Here is a 19,009-nt window from a genome sequence, read left to right as displayed (position 1 = left end):
TTGGCTGCCAAGAAAAAACCTGCACCCAAGCGTGGCGCCAGCCGTTACCAAGCTCCTGCAAAGCAACCGATCCCGGGCTGGCTGTGGATGGCCATTGGCCTGACGGTCGGCGCGTTCATTGTATTCCTGATGAAGCTGGAGCCGGGCAAGGGCAGCGATACCGTCAAGCGCGAGAAGATCGAGCAGCAGAAAGCCAGCAAGATCGCCGAGGCCAACAAGACTCCGCCGAGCCCGACGCAACCGGTGAAGCCGAAGTACGACTTCTACACCTTGCTGCCGGAATCGGAAGTCATCGTGCCGCCGGACGCGGTGCCGGAGAAAACCCTGCCGACGCCACAAGTGCCGGCCATCCCGACCACGCCGGTGACGCCAGCGGAAGCGGCGAAGATCGACACGGCCCGGGCTCAAGCGGCATTGGCCGGCATCACCCCGCCGCCAGCGCCACCCGTGGCGAAAGCTGCGCCGGTGACCAAGTTCTTCCTGCAGGCCGGTTCGTTCCGCAAGGAAGCCGATGCCGACAAGGTGCGTGCGCAGATCATTCTGTTGGGTCAGGCCGTGGCGGTTGAATCCGGCACTGTGAAGGACGAGACCTGGTATCGGGTTCTGGTCGGCCCGTTCAGCAACCGCGAACAGCTGACCACCGCTCAGAAACAACTGGCTGGCAGCGGTTTCAGCAACCTGTTGTTACAACAACGTCAGAGTCGCTGATTTCCCGACAGGGTAGCCGCGTCATCGTTCATCGCGGGCAAGCCCGCTCCCACAGGGTTGGCGCATATCCTGTGGGAGCGGGCTTGCCCGCGATGGCGTCATCAGCGACACCGCCTCCTCCACCTGCCCTACACCGCTCGTCCCCCGCCGCGTCCTACAGTTGAAAAACGCTCCACCACCCCCATATGAGTTGGCATAGGCATTTTCGCCCCGCTGCGTGGAGACTCTCCCTTGACCACCATCGTTTCAGTTCGCCGCCACGGCAAAGTCGTCATGGGCGGCGACGGCCAGGTTTCACTCGGCAATACCGTGATGAAAGGCAACGCGAAGAAAGTTCGTCGCCTCTACCACGGCCAGGTTATCGCCGGTTTTGCCGGGGCCACCGCTGACGCCTTCACCCTCTTCGAGCGTTTTGAAGGCCAGCTTGAGAAACATCAAGGTCACCTGGTTCGCGCCGCCGTCGAACTCGCCAAAGAATGGCGCACCGACCGCTCCCTGAGCCGCCTCGAAGCCATGCTCGCGGTCGCCAACAAAGATGCCTCTCTGATCATCACTGGCAACGGTGACGTGGTTGAGCCCGAAGAAGGCCTGATCGCCATGGGTTCCGGCGGCGGCTACGCCCAGGCTGCCGCGAGTGCCCTGTTGAAGAAAACCGATTTGTCGGCGCGGGAAATTGTCGAAACAGCGCTCGGCATCGCCGGCGACATCTGCGTATTCACCAACCACACCTTCACCATTGAGGAGCAGGACCTCGCCGAGTAAGCCTGTTTCGGCCTAGCGCCACGGCTCACTTTTGCTTGAGGACCGCCAATTATTATGCCCATGACCCCCCGTGAAATCGTCCACGAACTCAATCGCCATATCATCGGCCAGGACGATGCCAAACGCGCCGTCGCCATCGCCTTGCGCAACCGCTGGCGCCGGATGCAGCTGCCCGAAGAGCTGCGCGTCGAAGTCACCCCCAAGAACATCCTGATGATCGGCCCGACCGGTGTCGGTAAAACCGAGATCGCCCGTCGCTTGGCCAAGCTCGCCAACGCGCCGTTCATCAAAGTCGAAGCGACCAAGTTCACCGAAGTGGGCTATGTCGGCCGTGACGTCGAATCGATCATTCGTGATCTGGCCGACGCCGCGATCAAGCTGCTGCGCGAACAGGAAATGACCAAGGTTCGTCACCGCGCCGAAGACGCCGCCGAAGAGCGCATCCTCGACGCTTTGCTGCCACCGGCACGCATGGGCTTCAGCAACGAGGACGCCGCACCGTCCCAGGATTCCAACACCCGTCAGCTGTTCCGCAAACGCCTGCGTGAAGGTCAGCTGGATGACAAGGAGATCGAAATCGAAGTGGCCGAAGCGACCGGCGTCGATATCTCCGCGCCACCGGGCATGGAAGAAATGACCAACCAGCTGCAGAGCCTGTTCGCCAACATGGGCAAGGGCAAGCGCAAAAACCGCAAGCTCAAGGTCAAGGAAGCGCTGAAACTGGTTCGCGACGAAGAAGCCGGTCGCCTGGTCAACGAAGAAGAACTGAAGGCCAAGGCCCTGGAAGCCGTCGAGCAGCACGGCATCGTGTTCATTGACGAAATCGACAAGGTCGCCAAGCGTGGCAATTCCGGTGGCATCGACGTGTCCCGCGAAGGCGTACAGCGCGACTTGCTGCCGCTGATCGAAGGCTGCACCGTCAACACCAAACTGGGCATGGTCAAGACTGACCACATCCTGTTCATCGCCTCCGGTGCGTTCCACCTGAGCAAACCGAGCGATCTGGTGCCAGAGCTGCAAGGTCGTCTGCCGATTCGGGTCGAACTCAAGGCCCTGAGCCCGGAAGATTTCGAGCGCATCCTCAGCGAGCCGCATGCATCGCTCACCGAGCAGTACTGTGCACTGCTGAAAACCGAAGGTCTGCTCATCGAATTCCTGCCGGACGGCATCAAGCGTCTCGCCGAGATCGCCTGGCAGGTCAACGAGAAAACCGAAAACATCGGTGCCCGTCGCCTGCACACCCTGCTCGAGCGCCTGCTCGAAGAGGTGTCGTTCAGCGCCGGCGATCTGGCCAGCACCCACGAGGACAAGCCGATCCTGATCGATGCCGACTACGTCAACAGTCACTTGGGCGAATTGGCGCAGAACGAAGACCTGTCCCGTTATATCCTGTAAGCCATACTTACAGTGTCAGCGAACCTGTGGGAGCGGGCTTGCTCGCGAAGAGGCCGTAACATTCAACATCTGAGTTGACTGTTACACCGCCTTCGCGAGCAAGCCCGCTCCCACATTTGAACTGTGGTGTTTTGCAGATCAGGTTCCAACAGGTCTCCCACAAAGACGGACTGCCGGCCATGACCCAACTCCCCACCGACATCAAACTCCACAAAGCCTCAAAAACCCTGACGCTCAAATACGCGTCCGGCGAGGAATATCACCTGCCCGCCGAATTTCTCCGCGTGCACTCCCCCTCCGCCGAGGTCCAGGGCCACGGCAAACCTATCCTGCAATTTGGCAAGATCGGCGTCGGCCTGAGCAAGGTCGAACCGGCCGGTCAGTACGCACTGAAATTGACCTTCGACGACGGCCACGACAGCGGCCTGTTCACTTGGGAATATCTGTACCAACTGGCAGTGCGCCAGGAAGATCTCTGGAACGATTATCTTGCGGAACTCAAAGCGGCTGGAAAGACCCGTGATCCGAATGAGTCGGTCGTCAAGCTGATGCTCTAAATCAGGCCTCTGGCTATTTAGAGGGCATTTTCTAATTCCATCTGTTTGAATGCTTGGCTGCCGGGTCAACGATTGGCCCGCTTGCGAAAAAAATTAAACTCGGGTAACCAATGGAGCTGGCAAGTTCCGTGCATTTGTAGCTATGCGCAATTAACGGTCACCCGAGCAGTAGTACCTGGCGTTTGTTGTGTGACTACACAGCTGGGCTCCGGTACTCGCCTCAGGACAATGGAGCGTCGTAGATGAGTAACAAGCAAAACGATGACCTGAAATTCCAGGCTTCAGAAAATACCTTGGGACTGAATCCTGTTGTTGGGCTGCGTAGAAAGGATCTACTGGGTTCTGCACGCATGGTGCTGAGCCAGGCCATCAGACAACCCATCCACAGTGCCAGGCATGTCGCCCATTTCGGCATCGAACTCAAGAACGTGCTGCTCGGAAAATCCGAGCTTCAACCGCAAAGTGATGACCGTCGCTTCCTTGACCCGGCGTGGAGTCAGAACCCGCTCTACAAACGTTATTTGCAAACTTATCTGGCGTGGCGCAAGGAGCTTCACGCGTGGATCGATGACAGCAACCTCTCGCCCAAGGACGTCGCTCGCGGTCATTTCGTGATCAACCTCATGACCGAAGCCATGGCCCCGACCAACACGGCGGCCAACCCGGCGGCAGTCAAACGCTTCTTCGAAACCGGTGGCAAGAGCCTGCTCGACGGCCTCTCCCATCTGGCCAAGGATCTGGTGCACAACGGCGGTATGCCGAGCCAGGTCAACATGGGTGCATTCGAAGTCGGCAAGAGCCTCGGCGTAACCGAAGGCGCAGTGGTGTTTCGCAACGATGTGCTGGAGTTGATCCAGTACCGACCGATCACCGAGCAGGTGCATGAACGCCCGCTGCTGGTGGTGCCGCCACAGATCAACAAGTTCTACGTTTTCGACCTGAGCCCGGACAAGAGCCTGGCGCGCTTCTGCCTGCGTAACAACGTGCAGACGTTCATCGTCAGCTGGCGCAACCCGACCAAGGAGCAGCGCGAGTGGGGTCTGTCGACCTACATCGAAGCGCTCAAGGAAGCGGTCGATGTCGTCACCGCGATTACCGGCAGCAAAGACGTGAACATGCTCGGTGCCTGCTCCGGCGGCATCACCTGCACCGCCCTGCTGGGTCACTACGCAGCGATCGGTGAGAAGAAGGTCAACGCCCTCACCCTGCTGGTCAGCGTGCTGGACACCACCCTGGACAGCGACGTAGCCCTGTTCGTCGACGAGCAGACCCTCGAAGCCGCCAAGCGCCATTCCTACCAGGCCGGTGTGCTGGAAGGTCGCGACATGGCGAAAGTTTTCGCCTGGATGCGCCCCAACGACCTGATCTGGAACTACTGGGTCAACAACTACCTGCTGGGTAATGAGCCGCCGGTTTTCGACATCTTGTTCTGGAACAACGACACCACCCGGTTGCCCGCGGCGTTCCACGGCGACCTGATCGAGATGTTCAAAAACAACCCACTGATCCGCTCCGATGCCCTGGAAGTGTGCGGCACGCCGATTGACCTCAAGCAGGTGACCGCCGACATCTTTTCCCTGGCCGGTACCAACGATCACATCACTCCGTGGAAGTCCTGCTACAAATCCGCGCAGCTGTTCGGCGGCAAGGTCGAGTTCGTGCTGTCCAGCAGCGGGCACATCCAAAGCATTCTGAACCCTCCGGGCAATCCGAAAGCACGCTACATGACCAGTATCGAAATGCCGGTCAAAGCCGAAGAGTGGTTGGAAAACTCCACCAAGCACACCGATTCCTGGTGGTTGCATTGGCAGGCGTGGCAGGCCGAGCGTTCGGGCAAACTGAAAAAATCCCCCGCCCACCTTGGCAACAAGGCCTATCCCGCAGGTGAAGCTTCGCCGGGTACTTATGTGCATGAACGTTGAGCTTCAACTAACTCGCAGTCCGCGGCACTGGGAGGTGCCGCGATCTCTATCTATTACTCTCGAGGCCAGCCTCGAACATTCTGCGACGGCCCGGGACGGCTCGATCAGCGTTTAAAACCTACAGGGCTCTGTGCATGCCGCAACCGTTCGTCTTTCGTACCGTCAACCTGGATGGCCAGACCCTCCGCACAGCGGTACGCCCCGGCAAGCCTCACTTGACGCCCTTGCTGATTTTCAACGGCATCGGCGCCAACCTGGAGCTGATATTCCCGTTCGTCCAGGCTCTGGATCCGGACCTGGAAGTCATTGCCTTCGACGTCCCCGGCGTCGGCGGTTCATCGACGCCCAACCGCCCGTATCGTTTTTCGGGCCTGGCGAAACTCACGGCGCGAATGCTCGACTATCTCGATTACGGGCAAGTCAATGTGATTGGTGTGTCGTGGGGTGGCGCCCTGGCGCAGCAATTCGCCCATGACTATCCCGAGCGCTGCAAGAAGCTGGTGCTGGCGGCTACAGCGGCCGGTACCGTGATGGTGCCGGGCAAGCCTAAAGTGCTGTGGATGATGGCCAGCCCACGGCGCTACATCCAGCCATCCCATGTGATCCGCATCGCACCGATGATCTATGGCGGTTCGTTCCGTCGCGATCCGACCCTGGCAGCCAGTCACGCCGCCAGGGTCCGCTCGGCAGGCAAACTCGGTTATTACTGGCAACTGTTCGCCGGCTTCGGCTGGACCAGCATTCACTGGCTGCACAAGATTAACCAGCCAACGTTGGTGTTGGCCGGCGACGACGATCCACTGATCCCGCTGATCAACATGCGCATGTTGGCTTGGCGAATCCCAAACGCCCAATTGCACATCATCGACGATGGGCATCTGTTTTTGATTACCCGTGCCGAAGCGGTGGCGCCCATCATCATGAAGTTTCTTGAGGAAGAACGTCAGCGTGCCGTGATGCATCCGCATCCGGCGCCATCGGGCAGTTAACCGACGCAGTATTGCTCGGCAGGACGCCGTGCCGCGCAACAATCCGCAACAACGTCTATGGTGTTTTGTTCGGGTGTGTTTGTTTTTGGCCTGATGACGAAGGAGTGTTAACTCATGCGCGACAAACCAGCGAAGGGCTCTCTGCCCACTCCCGCTGCATTCATCAATGCACAGAGTGCGGTTACCGGTCTGCGCGGCCGGGACCTGCTTTCGACCTTGCGCAGCCTGGCCACCCACGGCCTGCGCAATCCGGTGTATACGGCCCGGCATGCCTTGAAGCTGGGTGGCCAGTTGGGCCGCGTACTGTTGGGTGAAACCCTGCACCCGACCAACCCCCAAGACAGTCGCTTTGCCGACCCGACGTGGAGCCTCAATCCTTTTTATCGCCGCAGCTTGCAGGCCTATCTGAGCTGGCAGAAAGAAGTCAAAAGCTGGATCGACGAAAGCAACATGAGCCCGGAGGATCGTGCCCGCGCCCACTTCGCCTTTGCCTTGATCAACGACGCCGTGGCGCCATCCAACACCCTGCTCAATCCGCTGGCGATCAAGGAACTCTTCAACTCCGGTGGCAGCAGCCTGGTCCGGGGCATTGGCCATTTGCTCGACGACCTCCTCCACAACGACGGCCTTCCAAGACAAGTCACCAAACAAGCATTCGAGGTGGGCAAAACGGTCGCCACCACCACCGGCTCTGTGGTGTTTCGCAATGAGCTGCTGGAACTGATCCAATACAAACCGATGAGCGAAAAGCAGTATGCCAAGCCCTTGCTGATCGTGCCGCCACAGATCAACAAGTACTACATTTTTGACTTGAGCCCCGCTAACAGCTTCGTCCAGTTCGCCCTTAAAAACGGTTTGCAGACCTTCGTTATCAGCTGGCGCAACCCTGATGTGCGTCATCGCGAATGGGGGCTGTCGTCTTACGTCGAAGCCGCCGAAGAAGCGATGAATGTATGCCGGGCGATCACCGGCGCTCGCGAGGTCAACCTGATGGGTGCCTGCGCCGGCGGGCTGACCATTGCCGCGCTGCAAGGGCACTTGCAGGCCAAGCGGCAGCTACGACGGGTGTCCAGCTCGACCTACTTGGTCAGCATGCTCGACAGTCAGATAGACAGCCCGGCCACCCTCTTCGCCGACGAACAGACACTGGAAGCGGCCAAGCGCCGCTCGTACCAGAAGGGTGTTCTGGAAGGTCGTGACATGGCCAGGGTGTTTGCCTGGATGCGCCCCAACGACTTGATCTGGAATTACTTCGTCAACAACTACCTGCTGGGCAAGGAGCCGCCGGCGTTCGATATCCTCTATTGGAACAATGACAACACCCGGCTGCCGGCAGCGTTTCATGGCGACCTGCTGGACTTCTTCAAGCACAACCCACTGAGTCATCCGGGCGGGCTGGAAGTGTGCGGCACGCCGATCGACCTGCAGAAAGTCACTGTCGACAGCTTCAGCGTGGCGGGCATGAATGATCACATCACCCCATGGGATGCGGTGTATCGCTCGACATTGCTGCTGGGTGGCGAGCGGCGCTTTGTGCTGTCCAATAGCGGTCATGTGCAGAGCATTCTCAACCCGCCCCACAATCCGAAAGCCAACTACGTCGAGAATCCGAAACTGAGCAGCGACCCACGGGCCTGGTATTACGACGCCAAGCGCGTCGACGGTAGTTGGTGGACGCCATGGCTGGGCTGGATTCAGGAACGCTCCGGCGCGCAACGCGAAACCCAGATGACCCTCGGCAACCAGAACTATCCACCGATGGAGGCGGCACCCGGTACTTACGTGCGCGTGCGCTGACGTTCAACGAACCACGGCCGCCAATGGCCGTGGCATGACTCGACCATTAAGAAGACTGGATGAAAACCCGCGACCGGATTCTCGAATGTGCCCTGCAGTTGTTCAATCAGAAGGGCGAACCGAATGTGTCCACCATGGAAGTGGCCAACGAAATGGGCATCAGCCCGGGCAACCTTTACTACCACTTCCACGGCAAGGAACCGCTGATCCTCGGGCTGTTCGAGCGTTTCCAGGCCGAGCTGACGCCCTTGCTCGATCCACCGTCCGATGTGGAATTGGCGCCCGAAGATTACTGGCTGTTCCTGCACCTGATCATCGAACGCCTGGCCCATTACCGGTTTCTGTTCCAGGACCTGTCGAACCTTGCTGGCCGCCTGCCGAAACTGGCCAAGGGGATACGCAACCTGCTCAATGCGTTGAAGCGCACACTGGCGTCATTGCTGGCACAGTTGAAAGCTCAAGGTCAGTTGGTCAGTGACACCCAGGCGCTGGGGCAGCTGGTGGAACAAATCACCATGACCTTGCTGTTTTCACTGGACTATCAACGGATTCTCGACCGTGAAGGTGAAGTGCGACTGGTGGTGTATCAGATCATGATGCTCGTGGCGCCGCACTTGCTGCCGCCGATCAAGATTGCGACCGAGCGGTTGGCGTTGCAGTATCTGGAAGAGCATTAAGATCAAAAGATCGCAGCCTTCGGCAGCTCCTACAGGTATACGCAATCCCCTGTAGGAGTTGCCGAAGGCTGCGATCTTTTTTCGACAAGCGACCCAAATCTTGAATCTTCAAAACAAAAACGCCCGACCTTTGCAGGCCGGGCGTTTTTTTAGTCCTGAACTCAGGACTGACTGGTTGGCGTCGATGGAGCCGGCGCGGCAGTCGGGGTTACAGCAGGGGTCGGTGCAGTGGCGGAGTTCGCCGTGCTGACCGGGGTTACCGGCTTGGCGGCAGCCGCTGCTGGTTTTGGTGCAGCCGCTTTCGGGGCTGCCGGTTTTTTCACTGCTGGCTTCTTGGCTGCTGGCTTCTTCGCTGCAACGGGTTTGGCCGCTGCGGTTTTAGCTGCAGGTTTTGCGGCCGCTTTGGCTGCAGGTTTCGCTGCAGGTTTCGCTGCGGCAGTTTTGGTTGCCGGTTTAGCGGCAGCCTTGGCCAATGGTTTGGCTACGCTTTTGGCCGCTGGTTTGGCCGCCGCGGTTTTCGCCGCAACAGGCGCAACCTTGGCACCGGTGAGTTTTTCGATTTGCTTGGTCAGAGTATCGACCTTGCTGTGCAGTGCCTTGACCTCATTGCGGCTCGGTACACCCAGGCGCGAAATGGCGCTGTTCAGACGCTTGTCGAAAGCCCCTTCCAGCTCATCCCATTTGCCCAGTGCACGATCTTTCACGCCGCTGATGCGCGACTTGGCCGACGAAGCGGAGTCCTTGGCGGCATCGACTTTTTTGCCGACAGCGCTCTTGGTGAGCTTCTCGGCTTTCTCGCCGTCCTTAACCAATGTATCGAAGAGCTTGCTGCCGTCAGTGTCGATCTTCGAGTACACGCCTAAACCAGCCAGCCAGATCTTGCGGGAGTAGTCTTCGACCTTCCCGATCCACGAGCTGCCTTCTTTTTCAGTATTCTTTTTACCAGCCATCCCGTTCTCCTTAAGATTTACGCGCGACACGTTCGAGCAATGCCGTCAGCTCATCGAGCTTAGCAGAGAGTGTCTCAACGTCATGTTTAGACGGAATGCCGATACGATTCAAGGCACTTGCGATACGTGTATCGAAAGCCCGCTCGACCTTATCGAGTTGAAGTTCGACTTTGCCTTTGAAAGTGCTCACTTCACTCTTGGCTTCATCGATCTCGGCATTGGCCGCTTCAAGTTTTTCAGTGACGACCTTTTTGCCTTTCTTTTCAACAGCTTGACCAGCCTTGATCAGCTCTTGAACGTACTCGCTACCCTCTTGGCCGACCTTGGTGTAAGCACCCAGACCAGCGAGCCAGATCTTGCGGGCATACGATTTGACGTCGCCCAAGGCGTTAGTTTCAACGTCGACTTTTTTCTTCAAAATAACTTTGGCCATGGTGCACCTCACGCGCAGAAGGGTCGAGGAACTGCCCGCAGAGAGTCGGGCTCAGGCACAAAGTAGTGAGAATAATTAGAAACGGCACCCTAACAAGTGACACAAAACCTGTAGACGCAGAACAAATGTGGGAGCGAGCAAGCCCGCTCCCACATTAATCGCATTCCACACAACGACCGGATTATGCCAACGCTTTATCGAGCGCCCTTTCGATTTCCGATTTGATGGTGCCACTCATGGCGGACATCAACAGGCCCAGTTCGACATCGACTTTGATCGAGTCCTCGCCCACATACACCGCGCCTTTTACACCCGAGCGTCTGAGATTCAGGGTGTCGCCGGACCACTGCGGCTCCAGGCCATATTGTTCGGACAGTTTCTGCGCCAACTTGTCGGCCTTCTCGCGGGCCGCTTCCTTACCCAGGCCGTGGGCACGCTCAACACTAATACGGGCCATCGAATGACTCCTGCTTTATCGTGACTTGCTCAAGACATCTTGACCCTGCATGCGTCAAAACGTCCCGGTAGTTGCCTATCTTACCTTCAGCCTTGCCAAGACAAAGCAGGCCACCGGGATTAGAATGTCCCGCATTCTCTTTTGGTGACAGCGATATGACTGATCAGCGCAAAGGCAGCGATGCCGAACCCACCACTCACTTCGGCTTCAAAAACGTTCCGGAAAGCCAGAAAGCGGAAAAAGTCGCTGAGGTTTTCCACTCGGTAGCCGCCAAGTATGACCTGATGAACGACCTCCTGTCGGGCGGCATGCACCGCCTGTGGAAGCGCTTCGCGATCGAACTGTCGGGCGTGCGCACCGGTAACCGCGTGCTGGACATCGCCGGCGGTACTGGCGACCTGACCCGCAAGTTCTCGCATCTTGTGGGACCGACGGGTCAGGTAGTGTTGGCGGACATCAACGAATCCATGCTCAAGGTCGGTCGTGACCGCCTGCTGGATCTGGGTGTGTCCGGCAACGTCGAATTCGTCCAGGCCGATGCTGAAAAGCTGCCGTTCCCGGACAACCATTTCGATTGCGTGACCATCGCCTTCGGCCTGCGCAACGTGACGCATAAAGAAGACGCCCTGCGCTCGATGCTGCGCGTGCTGAAACCGGGCGGCCGTTTGCTGGTACTGGAGTTCTCCAAGCCGACCAACGCGCTGATGTCCAAGGCCTACGACGCCTATTCGTTCGCCTTCATGCCGTTGATGGGCAAGCTGATCACCAATGATTCGGAAAGCTATCGCTACCTGGCCGAATCGATCCGCATGCACCCGAACCAGGAAACCCTGAAGTCGATGATGGTCGAGGCCGGTTTCGACCGCGTGACCTATCACAACATGACCGCAGGCATCGTCGCCCTGCACCGCGGCATCAAGCCCTGATGCTGCTGGCCGGCCTGCTTGCCAGCGCTGAGCTCGGCCTGAACCGGGTGCTGCGTCTCGACAGCACGGCGCTGCCGCGGCTGGCGCATTTGAGTGGCAAGGTGGTTGCCGTCGACTGCCGCAACCCGGCGTTGCAACTGTTCATCCTGCCCAGCGATGAAGGCCTGATGCTCGCCTCCCAGTGGGAAACCGGTGCCGACTGCACCTTGCGCGCACCGGCCTCAAGCCTGCTGAAACTGGCGACGAGCAAGGACAAGACCTCGGTTCTGCATGCCCCGGAAGTCGAACTCGACGGCGACAGTGGCGTGCTGCTGGAACTGGCGGCGATCCTTCAGGACCTCGAACTGGACTGGGAGTACGAACTCTCGCGCTGGCTCGGCCCGGTGGCCACGCAACTGGTCGGCGGTCACCTGCGCAGTCGCGCACGCTGGTATCAGCAAGGGTTCGCCAGCCTGAATCAGAACCTGGGCGAATACCTGGCCGAAGAATCGCGCGCCCTCGTCGGTCAGCGCGAAGCTGACGCCCGTTTTAATGAACTGGACCAGATCAAGCTCGATCTGGAACGTCTCGAGGCGCGTTTCGAGCGCCTTTTCCGATCCCTCGACCCAAGCGATAACGCATGAAGCTGCTTGCCGTCCGCCGTTTGTTGCGCATCCAGCGCGTTGTGATTCGCTACCGCCTCGATGACTTGCTGTTCGCCCTGCCACTGCCCTGGTTTCTGCTGGCACTGCGCTTTGCCTTGCCGTGGCGCTGGTTTCCGCGCAAGACGCTGGACCTGAGCCGTGGTGCGCGACTGCGCCTGGCGCTGCAGGACCTGGGGCCGATTTTCATCAAGTTTGGCCAGATTCTTTCGACGCGCCGCGACCTGCTGCCCGAAGACATCGCCGATGAACTGATGAAACTGCAGGACCGCGTGCCGCCATTCGACTCGCAAGTGTCGATCCGGCTGATCGAAGAGCAGCTTGGCAAAAAAATCAGTGAAGTCTTCAGCCGTTTCGACGTCGAACCGCTAGCCTCGGCCTCGGTGGCGCAGGTGCACGCCGCGCAGCTGAAAACCGGCGAAGAAGTCGTCGTCAAAGTGATCCGCCCGGGCCTGAAACCGATCATTGCCCAGGACCTGGCATGGCTGTTCATTCTTGCCCGTGCGGCGGAAAAGCTCTCGGCCGACGCTCGCTTGCTGCACCCGGTGGACGTGGTCAGCGACTACGAAAAAACCATCTACGACGAACTCGACCTGCTGCGCGAGGCGGCTAACGCCAGCCAGCTGAAGCGCAATTTCGAAGGTTCGCCGCTGCTCTATGTGCCGCAAGTCTATTGGGACTGGTGCCGGCCAAAAGTGCTGGTGATGGAGCGCATCTACGGGATTCAGGTCACCGACCTCGCGACCCTGGCCGACCAGCGCACCGACATGAAAATGCTCGCCGAGCGTGGTGTGGAGATTTTCTTCACCCAGGTGTTCCGCGACAGCTTCTTCCACGCCGACATGCACCCCGGCAACATCTTCGTCAGCACCGTGCAACCGTGGAGCCCGCAGTACATTGCGATCGACTGCGGCATCGTCGGCAGCCTGACCCCGGAAGACCAGGACTATCTGGCGCGCAACCTGTTCGCGTTCTTCAAGCGTGATTACCGCCGTGTCGCGCAGTTGCACATCGATTCGGGCTGGGTGCCGGCGGAAACCAAACTCAACGAATTCGAAGCAGCGATCCGCACCGTGTGCGAGCCGATCTTCGAAAAACCGTTAAAAGATATTTCCTTCGGCCAGGTGCTGATGCGCCTGTTCCAGACCGCTCGACGCTTCAATATGGAAGTGCAGCCGCAATTGGTCTTGCTGCAAAAAACCCTACTGAACATCGAAGGCCTGGGCCGTCAGCTGTACCCGGACCTCGATTTGTGGAACACCGCCCAGCCGTTCCTCGAACGCTGGATGCGCGAGCGCGTCAGCCCCAAAGCCTTGTTAGGCAACGTGCAGAGCCAGTTCGAGCAAATCCCGCATCTGGCCAACATGGCCCGCGACCTGCTCGAACGTATGTCCCAGCCCCACGCCAACGACCCGCCGCCCCCTTGGCACAAGCGTAAGGACGACTGGTTCCTGCGGTTGCTCGGTACCGCTCACCTGGCGGGTGGCACGATACTCGCTGCCGGGGGCCCACTGAACGAATTGGGGCATTGGCCCGCCGGAATCATGGTGGCGGTCGGCTTGTATCTGGTCGTTCGCCGATAGCCAGTCGAGTGATCGGCTGGCACACTGTTTGAACGCTGAATTGAACGTCGGCCTCAACTATTGAAGTAGAGCCCGCTGTCGGAGTCGAAGATGAAAAACTGGCTGGACGAGATCAAGTGGGACGCCGATGGCCTGGTGCCCGCGATTGCCCAGGATCACAAGACCGGACGCGTCCTGATGATGGCCTGGATGAACCGCGAAGCGCTGGAATTGACCGCTGCCGAGAACCGTGCCATTTACTGGTCACGTTCCCGTGGCAAGCTCTGGCGCAAGGGCGAAGAGTCCGGCCACGTGCAAACCCTGCATGAGATGCGCCTGGACTGTGACGCTGACGTGATCATCCTGATGGTTGAGCAGATCGGCGACATCGCCTGCCATACCGGCCGTCAGAGCTGCTTCTACCGCGTCTTCGAGAACGGCGACTGGAAAACCGTCGACCCGGTGCTGAAAGACCCGCACGCTATCTATTCCGCAGGACACAAACATGAGTGACACTTTGACCCGTCTGGCTCAGGTGCTGGAAGAGCGCAAAGGCGCCGCCGCCGATAGCTCGTATGTCGCCAGCCTGTACCACAAGGGCTTGAACAAGATTCTGGAAAAAGTCGGCGAAGAGTCGGTCGAAACCATCATTGCCGCCAAGGATGCCGCCATCAGCGGTGACTGCAGCGATGTGATCTACGAGACCGCCGATTTGTGGTTCCACAGCATGGTCATGCTCGCCCAACTGGGGCAGCATCCACAGGCTGTGCTCGATGAACTGGACCGTCGCTTCGGTCTGTCCGGACACGCCGAGAAAGCCTCTCGCCCGTCCGCCTGAACAACTATTTAGAGAGGAACGCAACATGGGCATTTTTGACTGGAAACACTGGGTCGTCATCCTGGTTGTCGTGGTGCTGGTGTTCGGCACCAAGAAACTGAAAAACCTCGGCACTGACGTGGGCGAGTCGATCAAGGGCTTTCGTAAAGCCATGAACGACGACGAGAAACCGGCTGACCCGACAGCGACCCCGGCCCAACCGGTTCCACCTGTTCAGCCACAGACCACACAGTCCGTGAACCCGCCGCACACCATCGACGTGCAGGCGCAAAAAGTCGAAGAGCCGATCCGCAAAGACTCGTGAGCACTGACTAATGTTTGGTATCAGCTTCTCTGAACTGCTGCTTGTCGGCCTTGTCGCCCTGCTGGTGCTGGGCCCCGAGCGTCTGCCGGGCGCTGCGCGCACCGCCGGTCTGTGGGTTGGGCGGCTGAAGCGCAGCTTCAACGCGATCAAACAAGAAGTTGAACGTGAAATCGGTGCCGACGAGATTCGCCGGCAACTGCACAACGAGCACATTCTGTCCCTGGAGCAGGAGGCGCGGAAGATCTTCACGCCGACTCAGCAGGAGCCGACGCCGGTTCAGCCGGTTGAGCCCGCGGCGGAGCAGACGATTCATGCTCCGATTGTAGAAGCTGCACCTGCCGCTGCACCAACGGAAACGGTGAAAGCTGTTGAGCCGGCGCCGGTGGTCGCGTCCGTTGAACCTGTTGCTCCAGCCGCCGCGCCGACAACACCGGCGCCTCACGACACCACTTTGCCGCCGCGAGCCTCATGAGCGATCTCCCCGAAAACGACCAGCACATGCCGCTGGTTTCGCACCTCACCGAGTTGCGCACTCGCCTGCTGCGTTGCGTAGCGGCGATCTTCATCATCTTCGCCGGGTTGTTCGCCTTCACCCAGCAGATCTATACCTTCGTCTCCACGCCGCTGCGCCAGTACCTGCCGGCCGGCGCGACAATGATCGCAACCGACGTGTCGTCGCCATTCCTGACGCCGCTGAAACTGACCATGATGGTTTCGCTGTTCCTGGCGATCCCGGTGATTCTGCATCAGATCTGGGGCTTCATCGCACCGGGCCTGTACAAGCATGAGAAGCGCATCGCCGTGCCCTTGCTGGTATCGAGCATCATGCTGTTCTATACCGGCATGGCGTTCGCCTATTACCTGGTGTTCCCGCTGATCTTCAAGTTCTTCGCCGCCGCCACCCCGGCCGGCGTGGAGATGATGACCGACATCAGCAGCTACCTCGATTTCGTCATGACGCTGTTCTTCGCCTTCGGCGTGGCGTTCGAGATTCCGGTAGCCGTGGTGCTGCTGGTATGGATCGGTGTGGTCAACGTCGCCTACCTGAAGAAAATACGTCCGTACGTGATCATCGGCTGCTTCGTGGTCGGCATGATCCTGACGCCGCCGGACATCTTCTCGCAGACGTTGCTGGCCGTTCCGATGTGGTTGCTGTTCGAGATCGGCATCCTGTTCGGTAGCCTGATCAGCAAGCGCGGCGAGCACCCGGACGATCAGCCGGCTGACGATCACAACGACCAGCCGCCAGCGACCCAAGCGTGAACCTGCTGCTCCTCGAAGAGGCCGACTTCATTGCGGCCGACCGGGCGATCCTGCGCGATCGCCGGTTGACTCATATGCAGGAAGTCCATCGCTCGGTGGTTGGCGACAGCCTGCGGGTCGGGCGTATCGGCGGTTTGATGGGCTCGGCCGAGTTGCTGCGCCTGGACGCCGATGAAGCCGAGTTGCGCGTCACCCTCGACCAGCCGCCACCGGCCAAGCTGCCACTGACTTTGGTGCTGGCCCTGCCGCGACCGAAAATGCTCCGTCGGGTGTTTCAGACCGTGGCCGCCATGGGTGTGCCGCGCATCGTGCTGGTGAACAGCTATCGCGTCGAGAAGAGCTTCTGGCAAACCCCGTTCCTGGAACCCGAGGCGATTCGCGAGCAGTTGATCCTGGGTCTTGAACAGGCCCGGGACAGCGTGCTGCCGGAAGTCGTCATCGAGAAGCGCTTCAAGCCCTTTGTCGAAGATCGTTTGCCGGCCATTACCGAAGGCACCCTCGGTCTGGTCGGTCATCCCGGTAACTACCCGCCCTGCCCTCGTGGCCTGGACGAACCCGTGACCCTGGCCATCGGCCCCGAAGGCGGCTGGATTCCCTACGAAATCGACTTGCTGGGCAAGGCCGGCCTGCAACCGGTGCAACTTGGCGAGCGCATCCTGCGGGTTGAAACCGCCGTCACTGCGCTGCTTTCGCGACTGTTTTAACGTCAAACACCCTACTTGTGGCGAGGGAGCTTGCGCCCTCGCCACAAGTGTTTACTCCCCTACAGATCCCTGCCAGCCGGCCGATACAGTTCCCATAAAACCGATTAGGTCCTAGGGGAGTTGCAGCATGTACCGTTGGCTAGCCGAGAAACTGGGAAACGTAAGCGTCAATCGCAAACTGGGTATCGGCTTCGGTCTGGTGCTACTTCTGACCTTGTTGATCACCTTCACCGGCTGGACCGGTCTGAGCGGTGTGATCAGCCGTGGCGATACGCTTGGGTTTATTTCCAGCCTCAATGAGCTGACCAAAGACCTGCGCCTCGCCCGCCTGGATTACGACATGCGCCGTGGCGAACAAGGCCCGGGCGCTGTCAACGAGCTGATCGGCCAACTCGATACCGGCCTGAAAACCGCCCGCTCGCTGATCGAACAGCCTGCCGACGTGGCAATGATCGATCAACAATTGGCCGCGGTCAGCGAATACAAACGCGCCTTCGCTGATATGACTCAGGCCACCGCTACCCGCGAAGATGCTCGCAGCAAACTGGGCGCCACCGCCGATAACGCCGTGGCCCGTGTCGCCGAAGTCGAAAAATCCTTGTTGCAAGGCGACAGCGTCGCTCAGTTCAACAACGTGATCGACCTGAGCAAGCTGATCCAACAAGCGCGTTTCCAGGTCCGCGGCTATACCTACAGCGGTAAACCCGAGGCCGAGCAGCCTGCGCTGGACGCCATTGGCAACGCTCTGAAAAACCTCGAAAGCCTGCCGTCTCAACTGCCGGAACAACACATCGCCAACCTGCAACAAGCGACCGACTCACTCAAAGCCTATCGCGCGGCCGTCAGCCAGTTCCGCGACTCCCAGGTCGCCAGCGCTGCCGCCCTCAAACGCATGAGCACGCAAGGCGACATTCTGCTCGACCTCAGCAAAAAGCTCACTGTCTCGCAAACCGTCGTGCGTGACTCCGATGCAGCGCACGCCAAAAACCTGCTGCTGATGGCCACCGTCCTCGCGTCGGCCTTTGGCTTGTTCGCAGCTTGGGCCATCACTCGCCAGATCGTCATTCCTCTGAGCCAGACCCTCAAAGTGGCCGAGCGTGTCGCCGCGGGCGACCTGACTCACAACCTGACGTCCGAACGCCGGGACGAACTGGGTCAGTTACAGCGCGCCATGCAGAGCATGACCCTGGGCCTGCGAGATCTGATCGGTGGCATCAGCGATGGCGTGACCCAAATCGCCAGCGCCGCTGAAGAGCTGTCCGCCGTCACTGAGCAGACCAGCGCCGGGGTCAACAGCCAGAAGGTCGAGACCGATCAGGTGGCCACCGCCATGCACGAAATGACCGCCACGGTGCAGGAAGTCGCGCGTAACGCCGAGGAAGCATCCGAAGCAGCCGTCGCCGCCGACCAGCAGGCCCGCGAGGGTGACCGGGTGGTTGGCGAAGCCATCGCCCAGATCGAGCGCCTGGCTACCGAAGTCGGTAACTCCACCGAAGCCATGGGGCATCTGAAGCGCGAAAGCGACAAGATCGGCAGCGTGCTCGACGTGATCAAGTCCGTGGCCCAGCAAACCAACCTGTTGGCGCTCAACGCCGCCATCGAAGCCGCCCGCGCCGGTGAAGCCGGGCGCGGTTTTGCGGTGGTCGCAGACGAAGTCCGCAGCCTGGCCCAGCGCACCCAGAAGTCCACCGAAGAAATCGAAGAGTTGATCGTCGGCCTGCAAACCGGCACTCAGCAAGTCGCAACCATCATGGACAACAGCCGCAACCTGACCGACAGCAGCGTCGAACTGACCCGCCGCGCCGGTGGTTCGCTGGAAAGCATCACCCGCACTGTGTCGGCGATCCAGTCGATGAACCAGCAGATCGCTGCTGCTGCCGAGCAACAGAGCGCAGTGGCCGAAGAGATCAACCGCAGCGTGCTGAACGTGCGCGATGTGTCCGAGCAGACCTCGGCCGCCAGTGAAGAGACCGCGGCCTCCAGCGTCGAGCTGGCGCGGTTGGGGACGCATTTGCAGATGCTGGTGGGGCGGTTCAAGGTTTGAGCTGATGCGGGTATCCCGGTTCGCTTGAAACCGGGTGATGCATTCGCGAGCAAGCCCGCTCCCACAGGATTCGCGCCGCT

General features: G+C 59.7%; 21 protein-coding genes. 18 read left to right on the top strand and 3 right to left on the bottom strand.

The features are described from left to right. From KVG95_RS07625 to KVG95_RS07590, 8 genes are all read left to right on the top strand, one after another. A complete protein-coding gene (locus tag KVG95_RS07625) occupies positions 1-708 on the top strand; it encodes an SPOR domain-containing protein (protein ID WP_038978602.1) in 708 nt (235 codons plus the stop codon). A 231-nt stretch (positions 709-939) separates the two neighbouring features. Further along, positions 940-1,470, top strand: a complete 531-nt coding sequence (gene hslV / locus KVG95_RS07620) for an ATP-dependent protease subunit HslV (protein ID WP_007899242.1) — start codon at positions 940-942, stop codon at positions 1,468-1,470. Positions 1,471-1,524: 54 nt separating this feature from the next. Next, positions 1,525-2,865: an ATP-dependent protease ATPase subunit HslU gene (gene hslU, locus KVG95_RS07615; protein ID WP_217855388.1), complete on the top strand. Its 1,341-nt coding sequence runs from the start codon at positions 1,525-1,527 to the stop codon at positions 2,863-2,865. Between the two features lie 179 nt (positions 2,866-3,044). Beyond that, positions 3,045-3,422 carry a gamma-butyrobetaine hydroxylase family protein gene (locus KVG95_RS07610; protein ID WP_019581848.1) on the top strand — a complete coding sequence of 126 codons (378 nt, stop codon included), beginning with the start codon at positions 3,045-3,047 and terminating at the stop codon, positions 3,420-3,422. A 242-nt stretch (positions 3,423-3,664) separates the two neighbouring features. After that, the gene (gene phaC, locus KVG95_RS07605; protein ID WP_217855386.1) at positions 3,665-5,344 is read left to right on the top strand and encodes a class II poly(R)-hydroxyalkanoic acid synthase; all 1,680 of its coding nucleotides are present in this window, start codon (positions 3,665-3,667) and stop codon (positions 5,342-5,344) included. A 134-nt stretch (positions 5,345-5,478) separates the two neighbouring features. Next, entirely contained in the window at positions 5,479-6,333 is an 855-nt protein-coding gene (phaZ, locus tag KVG95_RS07600; protein WP_217855384.1) for a poly(3-hydroxyalkanoate) depolymerase, read from the top strand. A gap of 114 nt (positions 6,334-6,447) precedes the next feature. Next, positions 6,448-8,130, top strand: coding sequence for a class II poly(R)-hydroxyalkanoic acid synthase (gene phaC / locus KVG95_RS07595; RefSeq protein ID WP_217855382.1), 1,683 nt, complete (start codon positions 6,448-6,450; stop codon positions 8,128-8,130). Between the two features lie 59 nt (positions 8,131-8,189). Continuing rightward, entirely contained in the window at positions 8,190-8,807 is a 618-nt protein-coding gene (locus KVG95_RS07590) for a TetR/AcrR family transcriptional regulator (RefSeq protein WP_052965056.1), read from the top strand. 161 nt (positions 8,808-8,968) lie between these two features. Here the strand turns inward: KVG95_RS07590 and KVG95_RS07585 are convergent, their stop codons facing one another. From KVG95_RS07585 to KVG95_RS07575, 3 genes are all read right to left on the bottom strand, one after another. Continuing rightward, complete coding sequence (locus tag KVG95_RS07585) at positions 8,969-9,757, bottom strand: phasin family protein (RefSeq protein WP_217855380.1); 789 nt, start codon at positions 9,755-9,757, stop codon at positions 8,969-8,971. A gap of 10 nt (positions 9,758-9,767) precedes the next feature. Next, positions 9,768-10,190: a phasin family protein gene (locus tag KVG95_RS07580; RefSeq protein ID WP_007899266.1), complete on the bottom strand. Its 423-nt coding sequence runs from the start codon at positions 10,188-10,190 to the stop codon at positions 9,768-9,770. Positions 10,191-10,371: 181 nt separating this feature from the next. Then, positions 10,372-10,647, bottom strand: coding sequence for a polyhydroxyalkanoic acid system family protein (locus KVG95_RS07575; protein ID WP_007899268.1), 276 nt, complete (start codon positions 10,645-10,647; stop codon positions 10,372-10,374). 155 nt (positions 10,648-10,802) lie between these two features. Here KVG95_RS07575 and ubiE point away from each other — a divergent pair, with 155 nt between their 5' ends. From ubiE to KVG95_RS07525, 10 genes are all read left to right on the top strand, one after another. Then, the gene (gene ubiE / locus KVG95_RS07570) at positions 10,803-11,573 is read left to right on the top strand and encodes a bifunctional demethylmenaquinone methyltransferase/2-methoxy-6-polyprenyl-1,4-benzoquinol methylase UbiE (protein WP_008005057.1); all 771 of its coding nucleotides are present in this window, start codon (positions 10,803-10,805) and stop codon (positions 11,571-11,573) included. Next, a complete protein-coding gene (locus tag KVG95_RS07565; RefSeq protein WP_217855378.1) occupies positions 11,573-12,196 on the top strand; it encodes a ubiquinone biosynthesis accessory factor UbiJ in 624 nt (207 codons plus the stop codon). Before ubiE ends, KVG95_RS07565 begins: the two co-directional genes overlap by 1 nt. Next, a complete protein-coding gene (ubiB, locus tag KVG95_RS07560) occupies positions 12,193-13,797 on the top strand; it encodes a ubiquinone biosynthesis regulatory protein kinase UbiB (protein ID WP_217855376.1) in 1,605 nt (534 codons plus the stop codon). The genes KVG95_RS07565 and ubiB overlap by 4 nt, the downstream gene beginning before the upstream one ends. 90 nt (positions 13,798-13,887) lie before the next feature. After that, positions 13,888-14,289, top strand: coding sequence for a phosphoribosyl-AMP cyclohydrolase (gene hisI / locus KVG95_RS07555; RefSeq protein WP_007909357.1), 402 nt, complete (start codon positions 13,888-13,890; stop codon positions 14,287-14,289). Next, positions 14,282-14,614, top strand: a complete 333-nt coding sequence (locus tag KVG95_RS07550; protein WP_007899279.1) for a phosphoribosyl-ATP diphosphatase — start codon at positions 14,282-14,284, stop codon at positions 14,612-14,614. The genes hisI and KVG95_RS07550 overlap by 8 nt, the downstream gene beginning before the upstream one ends. Positions 14,615-14,639: 25 nt before the next feature. Then, entirely contained in the window at positions 14,640-14,918 is a 279-nt protein-coding gene (locus KVG95_RS07545) for a twin-arginine translocase TatA/TatE family subunit (RefSeq protein ID WP_123721592.1), read from the top strand. Between the two features lie 10 nt (positions 14,919-14,928). After that, positions 14,929-15,390: a Sec-independent protein translocase protein TatB gene (gene tatB / locus KVG95_RS07540; RefSeq protein WP_217855366.1), complete on the top strand. Its 462-nt coding sequence runs from the start codon at positions 14,929-14,931 to the stop codon at positions 15,388-15,390. Then, entirely contained in the window at positions 15,387-16,181 is a 795-nt protein-coding gene (tatC, locus tag KVG95_RS07535; RefSeq protein ID WP_123721594.1) for a twin-arginine translocase subunit TatC, read from the top strand. The genes tatB and tatC overlap by 4 nt, the downstream gene beginning before the upstream one ends. Beyond that, positions 16,178-16,885, top strand: a complete 708-nt coding sequence (locus KVG95_RS07530; RefSeq protein ID WP_217855364.1) for a 16S rRNA (uracil(1498)-N(3))-methyltransferase — start codon at positions 16,178-16,180, stop codon at positions 16,883-16,885. The genes tatC and KVG95_RS07530 overlap by 4 nt, the downstream gene beginning before the upstream one ends. Before the next feature lie 127 nt (positions 16,886-17,012). Then, positions 17,013-18,929, top strand: coding sequence for a methyl-accepting chemotaxis protein (locus KVG95_RS07525; RefSeq protein ID WP_217855361.1), 1,917 nt, complete (start codon positions 17,013-17,015; stop codon positions 18,927-18,929). Positions 18,930-19,009: the final 80 nt, after the last annotated feature.

It is taken from the genome of Pseudomonas farris (assembly GCF_019145235.1).
Classification (GTDB): Bacteria; Pseudomonadota; Gammaproteobacteria; order Pseudomonadales; family Pseudomonadaceae; genus Aquipseudomonas; species Aquipseudomonas farris.
The sequence above is the reverse complement of the archived record's forward strand: the minus strand, read 5'-3'. Positions and strand labels throughout refer to the sequence as shown.